This is a genomic window from Maridesulfovibrio sp. FT414, assembly GCF_050916235.1.
In the GTDB taxonomy this organism is placed as follows: Bacteria; Desulfobacterota; Desulfovibrionia; order Desulfovibrionales; family Desulfovibrionaceae; genus Maridesulfovibrio.
The window spans coordinates 2226450-2241060 of sequence record NZ_CP104854.1; the positions used below are offsets into that span (position 1 = coordinate 2226450).

Genomic DNA, 14611 nt, shown 5'->3' on the forward strand with positions numbered 1-14611 from the left:
TCCGGTTGCCGGACCGGATATACGGTTACAAGGTGTTGTATGTGCTCTGGATATGATTCAGGAACAGACGAACTCTCTGAGGAAGTTGGGATGAGCCTGTTACTGCATGCACATCGTGCTCGAATCCTCCGCACCAGTCCGGGAGCACTTTGACCAACCGTCCTTCCTTTTCAAAACGCGTCGCTTCCTGTCGGCGTATCAGGGTAAGACCGTGCCCGGCCAATGCGAAATCAATGCAGATATCAACGGAGCTGAAAGTGTATTTGGGCTGAATTTCTATGGTTACCTGTCGTTTCCCATTAAACATGGGCCAGCGGCGTCCGAAGCGCTCAAGTACGATGCATGGAATCTGGTAGAGATCTTCCGGGACAACCGGCATCGGGTAGCGTTCCAGAAGTTCAGGCGATGCGTATATGAATGGGTCTATCCGCAGCAGCTTTCTCGCGATCAGCGGAGGTGCAATGGAGGGACCGATAAGAAACGCCACATCATACGGTTCCGTGCGCAGGTCCACCGGATGTTCCACGCTGGTCATGGCTATCCTAATCTCCGGATGTTTATCGGCAAAGGATAGCAGGGCCTTTTTCATGTTCATGTCATACAGGTCGCGAAACATGCACACGCGGATCAGTCCCGAGGGCTTTTTCATGTTATTGAGAACCGAGTCATATGTCCTTTGTGTTTCGTCGAGTATGAACTCGCAACGTTCAAGCAATAACTGTCCGTTGTCGGTAAGCTCTACATTGCGGGTATCCCGGTAGAAGAGGATTGCCCCCATTCTTTCTTCCAGCTGCTTTATGCGTCTGGAGAGGGTCGAGGCCCCTATTCCCAGAATTTCCGATGCCTTGGTAAAGCTTTTTTGTCGCGCGACTTCCACCAGCAATGGAATGTCATTAAGAAAATCCTGCATGATTATGCCCTTTCGTAGAATAGAGTTTTCTGTTTAGCCTGTTTATTTTATTTATGGGCATGGTAGGTTAAAGCATAGTCTAAATCAACAAATGAGGTTCAGTCTGCCAATAAGCGGGGGATAGCTTTAATTTCAGGCCCCGATGGTCAACAGGTCGTCTGCAATCTCATCTGTTAAAATCTGCACGGATATCACTCCTTCTGTCTTTTGATGAGATCGGGATGTTTCCGGCAACCATAGGAGAAAACGTATGACAATGCAGTCTATTCTGGAAGAGACAGGAACATTTTTGGATCTTCTCGGCTTGAACGAAGAACCTTTTGGAGTTCACTACTCGGATACCAAGCCGGAAAATGCTTACGGGCCGAAGGAAGGAACACCTATATCCCGTGAACTGGAGGACCGCGGAGAACTGGACATGCATGAAGTCATGAAGACATTCTCCTGTGTTATGGGCAACATCTGGCTGGCCAGGAAGAAAAAAGGCGCGGCCTTTATTTCTCCTGAAGAATACGGGTGCGTGGGCGGAGCTTATTACTGCTCAATGATGAAGCCGCATCTGCGTTTCATTGAGCATTATGTTTCCACCGGTTTTGAAGGCACACCACTCCATGGCGAGCGGTACATGTCCAACCCGGATGTCATGCGGGAGTTCATGCTCAAGGTTAATCCCCGAAAGGCTCCTGCAAAATACTGCATCTTTAAGCCCCTGTCTAAGTTTACTGATGAAGATAAACCCGAGTTCGTAATCTTTTTCGCCCGTCCCGAGATTCTGACCGGGCTTTTTATCCAGACGGTATTTACCACCGGAGATATGGAATGTGTTGCATCCCCCTTTGGTGCCGGCTGCACCAATATTCTGGGCTGGCCTCTTTACTACAAGGAGCAGGGAGTCGAAAAAGCGGTAATCGGCGGAATGGACCCCTCAGCAAGGAAATTTATGAAGACAGACGAGCTGACCTTCACAGTTCCGCTGGGCCTGTATGAAAAGATGCTCGCAGCCTTACCCGAGTCCATGTTCAACCATGAAACAGATTGGCAGGGCGTGCGTAAAAAAGTGGAACGCAGTGCCAAGGCCTGGGGTGAGGAAGGGTAGAAGTATTCTCGTTGACTCTGCCTATTAAGTTTCCCTGCATTTGTTTATAACTTTGGAGAGTCTGCAGAGTTGGTGCTGTCCCAGAGTGGGATTTCTTATAACAGAAGCAGATTGGCGAGGAGAATCCACCCTGTCTTGCGTTGTTCGATCGCAATTAAGTGGTTAATTTCTGGGTCGCAGTTTCCAATGCTGAAAGCTCCATGCCCCTCATTGGAAAGGCATGGAGCTTTTTTATCTCAACGAGAATATTCAGTTTATTTTTTGCGGGCTACGCATTTTATTTCAACCAGCCCGCCGAGGGGGAGTGCCGCAACCTGAATGGCTGCTCTGGCTGGTTTGTGGTCGCCCATGAAATCAGCGTAAATCTCATTGAGAGTTTTGAATTCAGCCATATCAACAAGAAATACGTCGACGCTGATTATGTCACTTACTGTGCATCCTGCCTTCTCAAGGATTGCCCCGAGGTTTTTTATAGATTGTCTGGTCTGTGCGGCGAATCCGTCGGCAAGGGTCATGGTTTCGGGGTTAAGACCGAGCTGCCCACTCACGTAAAGTACGTTGTCATAAGCAACAGCCTGTGAATAAGGACCGACTGCAGCCGGGGCGTTTTCTGTGGATATGAAATTAAGTTCACTCATTTATTCTTCTCCATTATTTTTTATGTTGCTAACAGGTGGGATTCTGAGTCGTCCCGGAGGGGGCTCTGTCCAGCAGGCGCAGTATGACAGCGTCAACCGCAGCAAATCCAATACCTGAAAGTTCACCCACTGCTGTAGTGTTGCCAGTAAAATCCGGGCCTATTATACCTTGCTGAGAAGTCATCGGCTTTCCTTTTGTTGCCAGCAGCATTCCCTGATAGGCTTCCCCTGCGGCCGTACCCACCTTCAGGGCACAGGTCCCCTTTGCGCCGTCGCAGATCATTCCGAGTACAGAGGAAAGCACATACGCTGATGCCTGTTCCGCTTGTGCGGGAGAACCTTGGGCCAGACGAGTGAGTGCAGCAGCAGCACCTGCTCCGGCGGCAATGGAACAACCGCATACAGGGGTCAGGCGTCCTGTCTTGGCCTTAACAGCTCCTGTCACCAGATGTGACAGGGCCAGCGCTTCAGCAAGTTCTCTGTCACTTTTTTCCCAAATTCGCGCAGCCAGTGCAGGCGGAATAATTGCGGTCAGGCCATGGTTTCCGCTTCCGGCACTGCTCATGACTGGCCACTGCCCTCCGTCCATGCGAACATCCGCTGCGGCAGCAGACCATGCCCGGATCATCAGGCCGAGGTCATTGCAATTCGTATTCTCGGCAGTGACAAAGCCGGAACCGAGTCCCCACGGTTTGGACAACCCCTTTTCTGCTACCTGCATGTTCATTTCCGCTCCCTTAAGCAGAAATGCTTCGTCTTCGGAGTTGATGCTTCCGGCAAGTTCCCAAAGTTGAGCGAAATTCATGCGCATGAGTTCATTCAGATATGTGGGAAGACGTCCCGACCCTGATTCACAATCCTGGCCTTCAAACACGATCTGCTTGTTGCGGATGATTTCTACAAGATTGTCGTGAGTATGGGCGACAACTGCAGTGACACTTTCTCCCTGTCTGATCAATTCCACTTCCACATAGATATTGGGAGTATCCTGCAGAACTTCCTGAGTCAGACTGCCTGCCATGAGCATCTCACTGGCTTTTGAAATGCAGTCTTTATCTATGTTTTCAAGAGACTGTAGTCCTTTCTTGTGTTGTCCTCCCAGAGCTCCGAGGGCCGCAGCCAGCAGGTTTCCTTTGAGTCCCGGTGTGCCGGGGATTCCTACAGACTGTCCGTTTTTATATATGTTGGCAGACAGTCGTAAGTGGATGTGCCTAGGCGGTCCGGCCAGGTAGCTTGCTCCGGCGCTGGCGGCAAAAGCCACTGCGCCGGGTTCGGTACATCCCAAAGCCGGTTTCACTTCATTATTAAAGAAAGCGTGCAGGTCCATATTATTCCTTTTCAGTCTGGTGGATAATTTTCATATCCGTAGTCAGTTGTGGTGTGAATTTCTCTTTTTGTGATTTTTCACTATCAAAATCAGTGCCAAGCTTTTGTGTTTTACAATTAGGTACGTATTGTGCAGAAGGAATGAAAAAAGAACCATGTCCGGTGTAAAATATGCCGGCAGAATAAAAGGAGTTAACAAAATGAGTGAAGCCACACTGCGCAAAGAGCTTTATGCTGCCAATGAGAACAGAGCTATCATCTATAAGCTGATCTTTGATGCCATGGTTGAGGAGTTTGGCCTTGAAAAGGCAAAAGAAGTAATGAAAAAAGGTATTTACAGAAGAGGAGAGCAGATTGGTGAGAAGTTCAAGAAGTTTGCACCCGGTGACTTCAAAGGACTGCGTGATGCCTTTATTGGCGGTATTCCTGATGAATCAAAGATGTTTGCTCCCACTGTGACCCGTTGCGATGAAGGTGGGCTTGATATTGAGTTTGACAATTGCCCCCTGAAAAACGCCTGGAGAGATATGGGGCTTTCTGATGAGGAGTGCGCTACTCTCTGTGAAGTAGCTGGAATAATTGATTTTGGAACATTTGAAGGTGCTGGATTTGATTTCGAAATGACAGCTCTGCCTGAAGGAAGTAAGGATAAGTGTTATCTTAAGGTTCGTGAAAAAAAATAGTATCTTAGAGTATTGTTTTCAAGGGAGCGGGGTGCATGTCGGCCCTGCTCCCTTTTTTTTATCTGAAAATTCTCATGTTTGATGCGAAATTCGCATCAGGAGTGATAATTCTCAAATTTGAATGCGAAAATTACAATTTCGCAATTTATATTTGTTTGACACCCTCTTTCTTTTGCTGGAATTTATCTTTTCGTTCCGAAGCAATGGTGAGTGTGGGTTTCTGCTGTGTGTGTTTTCTCAATATGTAAAAAATAACTCTTCGAGGTTGTTGTTGTGGCATGTTGTTTGCTCTTTTTGGGTAAATACCCGGTAGGGCGTGCTGACGGAAACGATAAAAACAGCAACTACAAGCTCAACCTGTAAAATTCCCGGAGGGACTGATGAAAATGAAAAACTTTATTTTTGGAATTGCCGCAATGGTCATTGTTTTAGTGGCTTCAACCGCTTTTGCAGAAAAAAAGATTATGTTGGGTTACTCTCTGCCCCTGACTGGCAGCCATGCTCAGTATGGCGAGGTTTTTCGCAATTCGGCCAAGCTTCAGCTGGATAAGTTCAATAAATCTGGAAAACTTGCCGGCGCAACAGTTGAAATAACCTATGAGGATTCCAAGTCCGACCCTAAAGAGGCTATCAATATCGCCCGCAAGTTTGTTGATAATGAACAGATTGTAGGTGTTCTGGGTGACTTTACTTCCACGGTGTCCATGGCTGCAGGGCGTGTTTACGGAATGGAAGGAATGCCGCAGCTTTCTCAGACCGCCTCCCATCCTGATTTTACCAAAGTGGGTAACTGCCAGTTCCGCAATATCACCACACAGGCCTACGAAGGTCCTTTTGTCGCCAAATGGGCTGAAGGTCTTGGTTTTAAGAAATTTGCAATCATCGCCATTCAGAACGACTGGGGTATTTCCGCTGCTGAGAATTTCGAAAAGGGCATTAAAGATCTTGGCGGTGAAATAACCGCTGTTGAGTATTTCAACCCCGGAAACCGTGATTTTCGTTCCATCCTAACCAAGGTTGCCCGTGACAAGCCTGAAGCTATCTATCTTTGTATGATGTATGAAGAAGGGGCCATGGTCTTACAGCAGAAAAAACAGCTTGGAATCAAGACTGCGATTTTCGGCACTTCCTCCCTTTATTCTCCCAAGCTGATCGAGCTGGCCGGTGATTCCGCTGACGACCTCCTTCTTTCGACTACTTTCATGTGCGACAGCCCCGAGCCCAACGTTGTTGAATTCGTCTCTGCATATAAGAAAAATTACGGATCAGAGCCCAACATGTTCGCTGCTCAGGCTTATGATGCTGTGGGAATTATGCTTGATGCAATTGCCAAGGTCGGCCCTGATGTTACCCGTTCCAGTCTTCGTGATGCTCTGGCCCAGACAAAGGACTATCCCGGTGTCACAGGTGCCACGACATTTGATCCGGAGACTCGTGAGCCGGTTAAGGGACTGGCCCGCCTTAAAGTTGAAAACGGTTCCTTTGCTCTCGTAAACTAGAGCAGATCCATCCCAGTTATCACAGGCGGGGCCTTCCGGCCCCGTCTCCAATCACAGGAAACTCATACAATGGACTCGTATTTTTTGATGCAAATCGTCAACGGACTCAGTGCAGGAATGATTTACGCACTGATTGCCATCGGCTTCACGCTTATTTTTGGCGTGCTCAACGTTGTGAACTTCGCCCACGGAGAGATGTACACTATCGGGGCATTTGCCGGTCTGGTATGCATCAATACTCTGGACTGGCCTCTGGCTCTGATTATTGTCGCGGCACTTGTTGCCGGTGGAATCGCAGGTGTTGGTCTGGAAAAAATAGCGTTTAAACCTTTCAGGCGGTTCCAGGATGAAGCTTCGCTCAAATCAAGAGCCATGAGAGAGGCTACCCTGTTGTCCTCTCTGGCAGTCTCAATCATCATTAAAGAACTGATCCAGCACTTTTTCGGTGCTGAAATGCAGACCATCCCGGGCCAGTACCTGCTTAACAATCCTATTCCAGTAGGCCCTCTTTCCTTTTCAACCGGGCAGTTCCTGATCCTCGGGTCTTCCATCGTTATGCTCGGCGGATTGCAGTACGTACTCTATCATACCCGAATCGGTCTTTCTATCCGGGCTATCTCCAATAATCCCCTTGGGGCCAAGTATGTAGGCCTGTCCGTGGACAGAACCATCATTGCCACCTTTGCCGTGGGCAGCATGCTTGGCGGCGCAGCGGGGATCATGGTCGGCCTTTATTACGGAGCTATCTTTCCGTCCATGGGTTTTGCCCCGTCCATCAAAGCCTTTGTTGCTATGGTTATGGGAGGCCTCTCCAGTATTCCAGGGGCGGTCATCTGCGCACTCATCCTTGGTGTCTGTGAATCGCTTGCAACAGATTTCATGACTCAGGGTTGGAGTGATATGGTGGCCTACAGCTTTCTCATTTTAACTTTGATTTTCTTTCCTCAGGGCATTTTCGGAGCCAGGAGAGAGCGTGTATAATTTGAGGGTTTCACATATGACTGATACATTAAAAAATAGCCCGTGGCGTTCCAGACTGCTCGTCGCAGCAGGCCTGCTGTTTGTTCTCGCAGTTGTTCCTGGGATTCTGTCCGTACTGGGCAAAAGCTATTATATTCAGATTGCTAATTCGGCGCTGATCTTCTGTATTCTTGCGGCAAGCATGAACCTGATTACCGGAACCGCCGGACTGCTCTGTCTCGGGCATGCCGCATTTTTCGGGATTGGAGCTTATGCTGCCGGGTTGCTTGCTTCAAATTACGGTTTGCCATTCCTGGTCACTCTTCCATTGGGAGGTCTTGCCGCCGGTATCGCCGGTGTTCTTGTTGCTCTGCCAACAATGAGGCTGATCAGTATTTATTTTTCCGTGGCAACTCTGGGAGTCGGCGAAATTATCCACGTAACCCTGCTGAACTGGGTATCCGTAACCCGTGGTCCTATGGGCGTTCAGCTCTACGATCCGATCTCTATTTTCGGGTACAGGTTTACGAGTCTGCTTTCCATTTATTATGTCATTGCTGTTCTGGCTTGTATTTCAATCTATTTTATCTGGCGTATGACCAATTCCTACTTCGGAAATTCACTGCGTTCTCTCAGGGAGGATGATCAGTGTGCCGAAGCCATGGGGATTAATGTGGTCAAGCTTAAGATTCAGGCTTTCGGTGCCAGTACTTTTTTTGCAGGACTTGCCGGTGCAGTAATGGCTCACAGTGTGGGGTATATCAGCCCGGACAGCTTTCAGTTCAGCGAATCCATCCTTATTCTGGCGATGGTGGTTGTCGGTGGACTCGGTTCTCTTCCGGGAGGACTGCTCGGAGCACTGCTTCTCATCCTTCTGCCTGAGGTCGCACGCGGTCTGGGAGATTTTCGTATGATTGCGGTCGGCGTGGTCATGTTTTTGTCCATCCTGTTGCTGCCCAAGGGGCTTTTTGGTGAAACCTCGGCCATTGAAATGGCCAGAAATCAGTTCAACGCGGCCTGGAGTGGTCGACAGATGGTGGGGTGGAAATAATGTCGGAATATATATTGGAGACCAAAGGGCTGACCCGTCGTTTTGGAGGACTGGTTGCCGTGGATAATGTTGATATGTGTATGAAGTCCGGTGAACTGGTCGGGCTCATCGGGCCCAACGGAGCCGGAAAAAGCACTTTTTTCAACTGCCTTACCGGGTTTTATCCTCCCAGTGAAGGCGAGGTTCGTTTTATGGGTAGTCCCATTACCGGCCTTAAGCCTTATCAGGTAGCCAAGCTGGGCATCGGCAGAACTTTTCAGAACCTGCGCATCATGCCCAATATGACTGTTTTTGATAACGTTTCTGTCGGGTCGATCGGTTCTGTCGGTCATTCTCTGCGTAGGGCTGTCTGGCCTTTTCGTTGCAGAGCTGATGAAGAGATAAGCCAGCGTACTTGGGATATTCTCAAGCGTGTAGGGCTTGATTCTCTGGCCGGAGAACTTGCTGCCAACCTTTCCTACGGGAAACGCAAATACCTTGAAATCGCACGGGCGTTGGCTACAAATCCCAAACTTCTTATACTTGATGAACCCGCTGCAGGACTCAATGAGCAGGAAACTGCGGAACTTGCCGACTTCATCGGTGAGATGAATGCAGATGGAATTCCAATTCTGCTTGTTGAACACGATATGGGCTTGGTCATGGGCATTTGCCACCGGGTCATGGTTCTGGCTCTGGGCAGGAAAATTGCTGACGATACCCCCAAAGCTGTGCAGAAAAATCCGGAAGTACTTGAAGCCTATCTTGGAGGCGAAGAATGTCAATATTAGATGTCCATAATCTTCATGTCAGCATGGGAGTTCAGCAGATTCTGCGCGGAGTGGAACTGACTGTTGAAGAAAACGGCATTGTTGCAGTGCTGGGGGCCAATGGAGTCGGAAAGACGACCTTGATGCGTGCAATATCCAATATTTACCAGATTGCTGAGGGAGAAATTCTGTTTCAGGGGAAGGATATCGCAAATATCGGTTCTGATAAGGTGGTTATGGCAGGGGTCTGTCAGGCCCCGGAGGGCCGCCAGATTTTTTCCAATATGAGCGTTGAAGAAAATCTTATTTTGGGGGCATATCATCAGGATAAAAAGCATTTCAAAGATGATCTGGATTACGTCTTTGGATTGTTTCCTATTCTGGAAGAGCGGTTACAGCAGCAGGCCGGAGCCATGTCAGGCGGAGAGCAGCAGATGTTGTGCATAGGGCGTGCTCTCATGGGGCGTCCAAAACTACTTCTTTTGGATGAACCTTCTCTTGGTCTGGCTCCCCTGGTAATCAAGAGCATTTTTGATCTGATCGTTAAAATCCGTGAGATGGGAACCTCCATTCTTATTGTGGAGCAGAATGCAAAAGCAGCACTTTCTGTTGCTGACTACGGCTATATTATGGAAGGCGGAACCATTATTATGGAAGGTCCGGCTGCGGAACTGATCGAAGGGGGGCGCCTGGAAGAGGCCTATATGGGTGGTAAGGCATACTAAATTTGAACTTTTTACTCCCTCCATTCCTAAAAAGAAGAGCCGGAAAGTTGTCAGGAACTTTCCGGCTCTTCTGTCTGCTTTGAATATAAACGTGTTTCAGGTCAGGAAACCCCTACATCGTAGCGGTAGGCATCTTGCAAACTGTAACGCTTGATTTTGCGGTATAGGGTCGCAAGGCTTATACCGAGTTCCTCGGCAGTACGTTTTTTCCCTTCCAGATCAGCTCCGTAAAGCCGAAGGCACTTGCTGAGAGTTTCCTGTTCGGAAAGTTCTTTTTCTGAAATTATGGTTTTGGTTTCTTTTCCGTTGACTTTTTCCTCGGTGGGTTTGTTTTCAAAGCACGGTTGTGCGGTATTCATGGACCAGTTTCCACACCTTTCGGAAGACGGAGGCTTTTCCGCATTGAGGAACCTGCTTTCCAGAGTTTCCAGGTCCAGAGTGTTCCCTTTACGGAAGTTGATTCCGTATTCAATGAAGTTCTTCAACTCGCGTACATTTCCAGGCCACTGGTAGGATGCGAATCTTTTTAAAAGCGCCGGTTCAACCCACGGCTGTGGCTCATTTCTGCGTCGGGCGTAAAGTCGAGCGAAATAGTGGACCAAAAGTTCGATGTCCCTTTCTCGTTCACGCAGTGCCGGAACATAGAGCGGAATTACGGACAGCCTGTAATAGAGATCCTGACGGAACTGTCCGTTTCTGGCCTGCTCGGCAACGTCCACGTTTGCAGCCGCGATTATGCGGACATCAAAGTCATGCTCCTGACGTCCTCCGAGGCGCATGACCTTACGCTCCTGTAACACGCGCAGAAGTTTAACCTGGAGCTGCAGTGGAAGTTCTGCAATTTCATCCAGAAAAAGGGTGCCGCCTTCGGCATGCTCAAAAAGTCCCGCTTTGCCGCCCTTCTGGGCTCCGGTGAATGTACCGGAAACATATCCAAACAATTCACTTTCGATAATTGATTCAGGGATGGCCCCGCAGTTGATGGCCACAAATGGGGCTGCCGCTCGAGGGGAAAGATCGTGTATGGCCTGGGCTGTAAGTTCCTTGCCGGTTCCGGATTCACCTTGAATCAGAACCGTTGAATCTAGGGGGGCACACCGGATGATGCCGTCTTTCAGGGTGCGCATGGCTTTGCTTTCGCCAATCAGGCGCTCAAGTCCGGAGCTGTCGATTTCATCAGCAGATCCGGCGAGGGCCGAAAACAGCCTTGAGTCTGCCTCGCAGCTTTGTACTAAAAACAGGGTAATAGCTTCAGCAATGTCCTCCCCTTTTCTCTTCAGGGCTTCGCACTGGGCAGAGTCGAAAGCGACAATTTGGACGGCAGCGATAACCCTATCTCGAATGGAGATCGGGGCTGTATAGTTTGCAAGGTCTCGACAGGTCAGTTTTTGTGAGCATTCACGGCAGGCAGCGTGGATTTTGGGGTCGGCAACCATGGTAGGGCGTCCACTGGCCAGACTGTAGCCGATGGCAGTGTCTCTGGGGCTGACGCACCCTACGGCCGCTTTATAATAACCGGAACCGGCCACGCACAGGTAGTCGGTATTAATAATATACATATCTATGCCGGAAAGACGTGATATGACAGCTACAGCCTGTTGTAATTCCTGATATGCCTCAAGTGCATCTGGTGCAATACTATGTCTACTTTCAGGGCTCAGAGCCCATGTAGGGGCATAGTGGCCTTTCGTCGTCATGGTGGATGCCCTTATTCTGTTTTTGTGAAGGTGAAATATATTTGTTTACAAAAATGTTGTGGGAGTTTGGTTTAAGGTACTTCTTTTCAGTAGGTTAGATGATCGTGCTGTTTTATGCATATTCTTTGCCAACAGCCTGTAATATTTTTACAGCTGCTATCTGTATTAAAACTTTAAATCCCTGTATCGCATGAAGGCGTTACAGGGATTTAAAGTTTTATGCGTTCCAAAGCGCGTACTCGCTGGCGATCTGTTCTCCTTGGCTCAGTAATGAGACTGTAGTTGAGTTTCGGGTCAACCTTATTTACAGAGGAGGAACATTGGGTGGCTTGGAAATAATTAGATAAAAATGATCGGCTCGGAGGTCGAAATCTGGTTCAATAATTATCAAACAAATTGTCACTCAAATAAATTTTCCGACCAAAATATGCGGCTAATTCGCCATCTTTTTTATCAAACGGTGTTTTCAGTCTGTCCCTATGAAAGAAAGTTTCTTTTTGAGCCATGAAATAAAGCAGTTTAAATCCCGTTCATTTGCAGGGTGCTGAAGGGTCAGTGCCACATAGTCCGTCGCTGTACTGATGAATCCGAACGGGGCAACCAGAATCCCCTGATCGATGTCATCCATTACCAGTGGCTCCGGCCCGATTGCCATGCCCAATCCGGCAACGGCTGCCTGCAGGCTGAAGTAAAAGTGGTCGTAGAATTGTTCGGAAAGTGTTTCAGGCATATTCCCGGACAGTTTTCTCCAGTCTGTCCACGCTGAAGGGCGCGTCCTTGTGTGGAGAATTCTCAACTTTTGCCCCGCGTGTTTTTCCCAGAAACCGGGGCTGCAGACCGGGCCGATCCGTTCTTTTACAAGTGTAGTGGGGCGGTAATAATCGGGCCAGAGGAAATCAGATCTCCTTATTGCAAGGTCCACCCCTCTGGCGGAAAGGTCAATCGGCCCTCCTTCGGTTGAAAGCAGAACCTCTATCTCCGGGCAGTCCTGATGCAATTTTTCCAGTCGTGGCATAAGCCAGCGCATGGACAGCGAGGGCTCGCATGAAACGGAAATCCTGCGAGGGGTATCGCTTATGCGCATCTGTTCGCAGGCCCTTTCAAGTCCAGCCAGCATTTTCTCCACCTTTTCTGCAAAGTAGCGACCTTCAGTAGTAAGGAATAACCGTCTGTTGCGTCTGTGGAACAGTTCGAAACCGAAATAGTCTTCCAACTGTTTGACTGACCGGCTGACTGCACCGTGCGTCAGGTTGAGTTCATGCGCTGCTCTGGTGAAGCTTTCATGTTTCGCAGCTGCCCGGAAACTGGGCAACGGTCCTAGCGGGGGAAGATTTTTCATAGTCATGTGTGAAAATTACTCACAGTAAGTTTGAGAACAAATCGTTTTTTTTATCTGCCACGTCGCTTTATATCAGTATAAAACTGTATCCATCAAGGAGGTTCGTGCGTGAGTTTTATTTATGAATCAAATCTGATTTTGGCAGGAGCGGTCACCATTCTGGCTGTGATAAGTCCGGGGCCGGATTTTGCGGTAATTGTGAGGAACGGTCTCATGTTCGGTCGCCGCACCGGGCTGATGACGGCAGCGGGGATTGCCTGCGGTGTTACCGTGCATGTCACCTATTCGCTTTTGGGACTTGGATATCTGGTCTCAGAGTTTTCATGGTTTCTTGGTGTAGTTCGCTGGGTTGGAGCAGGGTATCTGATCTGGCTGGGGATTTCGGCGTTTATTTCAGGGAAGGCAGACGGGGCTGAAGGTTCGAAGTCATTGTCCTGCTCTCGTCCAGTACATGGGAAGGCCTTTGTTAACGGTTTTTTGTGCAATGCCCTCAACCCGAAGACAATGCTTTTCTTTATGGCCTTGTTTACCCAGGTTGTTTCTCCTGAAACCCCGAAAGTTGTTCTGGCAGGGCTGGGGATATTTATTTCCGCAGTGCATTTCATATGGTTTTCATTCGTGGTGCTGGTGCTGACAGATTCACGGTTCTCTACGTTCTTTGTCCGCTTTAAGTCGCATCTTGAAAAGCTTGTCGGGGGATGTCTATTGGGGCTTGGCGTTAAGCTGGCTGTTGATGGCTGATCCTGATTCGGGCATGAAAGTGCTCTTACCTGTTTTTGATTAACTGATAGCTGGCAATTACCCGTCATTGCCAGCTATCAGTTGCACGGTGATCGCCTGGTAGGCTCTCTTCTGTTCTTCCGACAAGCATCAAAAATGCTTCGCCGGCACTTTCGATGGAGATAACCGCTTTGTTGATCAATTCGTGTCCTCGTTCAGTGAAAGCAACGTTTGTTGCACGGTTATCCGTGACGGAATTTAATCCTGTGACCAGACCGTTTTTTTCAAGGCGACGGAGTGCCTTTGATAATGTCATTTTGTCATTCCGGGCTTGTCTGGCCAAGTGAGTCTGGGTTGCCGGAGTTTTTTTGTCTTCGAACCATCTCAGGGATGCCAGTATGGCGTATTGCGTCTGCGTAATACCGTATTCTGCTATAATTTCCCCCAGCGTATCCCGCCACAACATGGTCAGTTTCCAGAGAGAAATCCATCGCTGTCGTCTGTTCGGGCATAGCGGAACGGTGATTTCTCAGCCATTTTTCACCTTTTCAATTAGCTTTTCGGTCTGTTCTTCCAGACCGTTAGCAACATTCTCGGCAATTATTTTTCTCCATATATAGGAAAGCGAACCATCTATGCTGATAGTTGATTTTATTTCCAGTCCATCTTCGTGATCAATTAGTTCGTGAGCATCGTACTTTTTTGCCAAAGGCAGTCTTGTGCAATCTGTAAAGTTCATTCGGCCTCAGCAAGTAATTATCGCTCAGGATAGGGTCATGAGACCGTTAGGGGGGAGACGTGTTTTTCGGCTAAGCCTGATTTCGTGTGGTTCCGAATTCAATTCAAGTATATGTGGCCATTGTACCTATCGCATGTTTGAAGTACTGAGGTGATCTAAAAGTTGTTTGCTTTCGTAAAACATTGTTTTTGATATTAACAAAAATGTTGAGTACGTAATATTGGTGGTCATGAGTCCATCAGGAAAAGGTGTTTGGTTTCTTCTTGAGTGAAGTGATTTGTTTCTGCATGTGGCTATGAGTCACGCTTTTTGCATCTAATCTTATGGGTTTTTATAGTTTTAAAATCAGATCGCTGTGAAGGCTGTATGTTGAGCCGGGCAGCAGAATTATAATCAAATATATTTGAGTATGCTTATGCAACATGAATTGATCCAGCATGTATTGAATTGTGTCAGTTATGCCGTTGTGGTTGTGGATA

Annotated in this window: 15 protein-coding genes; 8 read left to right on the plus strand and 7 right to left on the minus strand. The window is 48.3% G+C overall.

From position 1 onward, the window contains the following. Positions 1-25 precede the first annotated feature (25 nt). A complete protein-coding gene (locus N7E73_RS09870; protein WP_432734507.1) occupies positions 26-910 on the minus strand; it encodes a LysR family transcriptional regulator in 885 nt (294 codons plus the stop codon). Between the two features lie 250 nt (positions 911-1160). Between N7E73_RS09870 and N7E73_RS09875 the strand changes: the two genes are divergently transcribed. Then, on the plus strand, positions 1161-2006 hold the full coding sequence (locus tag N7E73_RS09875) for a DUF169 domain-containing protein (protein ID WP_432734508.1): 846 nt from the start codon (positions 1161-1163) through the stop codon (positions 2004-2006). 254 nt (positions 2007-2260) lie between these two features. Here the strand turns inward: N7E73_RS09875 and N7E73_RS09880 are convergent, their stop codons facing one another. Both N7E73_RS09880 and N7E73_RS09885 read right to left on the minus strand, forming a co-directional pair. Then, positions 2261-2644: a Rid family detoxifying hydrolase gene (locus tag N7E73_RS09880; protein ID WP_432734509.1), complete on the minus strand. Its 384-nt coding sequence runs from the start codon at positions 2642-2644 to the stop codon at positions 2261-2263. A gap of 28 nt (positions 2645-2672) precedes the next feature. Beyond that, complete coding sequence (locus N7E73_RS09885; protein ID WP_432734510.1) at positions 2673-3971, minus strand: serine dehydratase subunit alpha family protein; 1299 nt, start codon at positions 3969-3971, stop codon at positions 2673-2675. A gap of 199 nt (positions 3972-4170) precedes the next feature. On the opposite strand from N7E73_RS09885, the gene N7E73_RS09890 reads away from it, so the two are divergent. From N7E73_RS09890 to N7E73_RS09915, 6 genes are all read left to right on the plus strand, one after another. Then, positions 4171-4653, plus strand: a complete 483-nt coding sequence (locus N7E73_RS09890; protein ID WP_432734511.1) for an L-2-amino-thiazoline-4-carboxylic acid hydrolase — start codon at positions 4171-4173, stop codon at positions 4651-4653. Between the two features lie 380 nt (positions 4654-5033). Next, positions 5034-6152, plus strand: a complete 1119-nt coding sequence (locus tag N7E73_RS09895) for an ABC transporter substrate-binding protein (protein WP_432734512.1) — start codon at positions 5034-5036, stop codon at positions 6150-6152. A gap of 69 nt (positions 6153-6221) precedes the next feature. Next, a complete protein-coding gene (locus N7E73_RS09900; protein ID WP_432734513.1) occupies positions 6222-7133 on the plus strand; it encodes a branched-chain amino acid ABC transporter permease in 912 nt (303 codons plus the stop codon). 16 nt (positions 7134-7149) lie between these two features. Next, complete coding sequence (locus N7E73_RS09905) at positions 7150-8163, plus strand: branched-chain amino acid ABC transporter permease (protein ID WP_432734514.1); 1014 nt, start codon at positions 7150-7152, stop codon at positions 8161-8163. Next, on the plus strand, positions 8163-8933 hold the full coding sequence (locus N7E73_RS09910) for an ABC transporter ATP-binding protein (RefSeq protein ID WP_432734515.1): 771 nt from the start codon (positions 8163-8165) through the stop codon (positions 8931-8933). The genes N7E73_RS09905 and N7E73_RS09910 overlap by 1 nt, the downstream gene beginning before the upstream one ends. Further along, complete coding sequence (locus N7E73_RS09915; protein WP_432734517.1) at positions 8921-9637, plus strand: ABC transporter ATP-binding protein; 717 nt, start codon at positions 8921-8923, stop codon at positions 9635-9637. The genes N7E73_RS09910 and N7E73_RS09915 overlap by 13 nt, the downstream gene beginning before the upstream one ends. Positions 9638-9738: 101 nt before the next feature. Here N7E73_RS09915 and N7E73_RS09920 read toward each other — a convergent pair whose 3' ends face one another. After that, the gene (locus tag N7E73_RS09920; RefSeq protein ID WP_432734518.1) at positions 9739-11196 is read right to left on the minus strand and encodes a sigma-54 interaction domain-containing protein; all 1458 of its coding nucleotides are present in this window, start codon (positions 11194-11196) and stop codon (positions 9739-9741) included. A gap of 604 nt (positions 11197-11800) precedes the next feature. Further along, complete coding sequence (locus tag N7E73_RS09925; protein ID WP_432734519.1) at positions 11801-12679, minus strand: LysR substrate-binding domain-containing protein; 879 nt, start codon at positions 12677-12679, stop codon at positions 11801-11803. A 102-nt stretch (positions 12680-12781) separates the two neighbouring features. Between N7E73_RS09925 and N7E73_RS09930 the strand changes: the two genes are divergently transcribed. Further along, positions 12782-13414 (plus strand): LysE family translocator, encoded by a 633-nt coding sequence (locus tag N7E73_RS09930; RefSeq protein ID WP_432734520.1) that lies wholly within the window; start codon positions 12782-12784, stop codon positions 13412-13414. Between the two features lie 64 nt (positions 13415-13478). On the opposite strand, the gene N7E73_RS09935 is transcribed toward N7E73_RS09930, so the two are convergent. Then, complete coding sequence (locus N7E73_RS09935) at positions 13479-13859, minus strand: MarR family winged helix-turn-helix transcriptional regulator (RefSeq protein WP_432734521.1); 381 nt, start codon at positions 13857-13859, stop codon at positions 13479-13481. Between the two features lie 63 nt (positions 13860-13922). Continuing rightward, positions 13923-14132 carry a hypothetical protein gene (locus tag N7E73_RS09940; protein ID WP_432734522.1) on the minus strand — a complete coding sequence of 70 codons (210 nt, stop codon included), beginning with the start codon at positions 14130-14132 and terminating at the stop codon, positions 13923-13925. Positions 14133-14611 lie beyond the last annotated feature (479 nt).

Coding starts and splice junctions, on each gene's coding strand:
- N7E73_RS09885 (WP_432734510.1), bottom strand. CDS start 3,971: ATGGACCTGCACGCTTTCTTTAATAATGAAGTGAAACCGGCTTTGGGA.
- N7E73_RS09935 (WP_432734521.1), bottom strand. CDS start 13,859: ATGTTGTGGCGGGATACGCTGGGGGAAATTATAGCAGAATACGGTATT.
- N7E73_RS09905 (WP_432734514.1), top strand. CDS start 7,150: ATGACTGATACATTAAAAAATAGCCCGTGGCGTTCCAGACTGCTCGTC.
- N7E73_RS09910 (WP_432734515.1), top strand. CDS start 8,163: ATGTCGGAATATATATTGGAGACCAAAGGGCTGACCCGTCGTTTTGGA.
- N7E73_RS09895 (WP_432734512.1), top strand. CDS start 5,034: ATGAAAATGAAAAACTTTATTTTTGGAATTGCCGCAATGGTCATTGTT.
- N7E73_RS09870 (WP_432734507.1), bottom strand. CDS start 910: ATGCAGGATTTTCTTAATGACATTCCATTGCTGGTGGAAGTCGCGCGA.
- N7E73_RS09925 (WP_432734519.1), bottom strand. CDS start 12,679: ATGACTATGAAAAATCTTCCCCCGCTAGGACCGTTGCCCAGTTTCCGG.
- N7E73_RS09880 (WP_432734509.1), bottom strand. CDS start 2,644: ATGAGTGAACTTAATTTCATATCCACAGAAAACGCCCCGGCTGCAGTC.
- N7E73_RS09890 (WP_432734511.1), top strand. CDS start 4,171: ATGAGTGAAGCCACACTGCGCAAAGAGCTTTATGCTGCCAATGAGAAC.
- N7E73_RS09900 (WP_432734513.1), top strand. CDS start 6,222: ATGGACTCGTATTTTTTGATGCAAATCGTCAACGGACTCAGTGCAGGA.
- N7E73_RS09875 (WP_432734508.1), top strand. CDS start 1,161: ATGACAATGCAGTCTATTCTGGAAGAGACAGGAACATTTTTGGATCTT.
- N7E73_RS09920 (WP_432734518.1), bottom strand. CDS start 11,196: ATGTATATTATTAATACCGACTACCTGTGCGTGGCCGGTTCCGGTTAT.
- N7E73_RS09915 (WP_432734517.1), top strand. CDS start 8,921: ATGTCAATATTAGATGTCCATAATCTTCATGTCAGCATGGGAGTTCAG.
- N7E73_RS09940 (WP_432734522.1), bottom strand. CDS start 14,132: ATGAACTTTACAGATTGCACAAGACTGCCTTTGGCAAAAAAGTACGAT.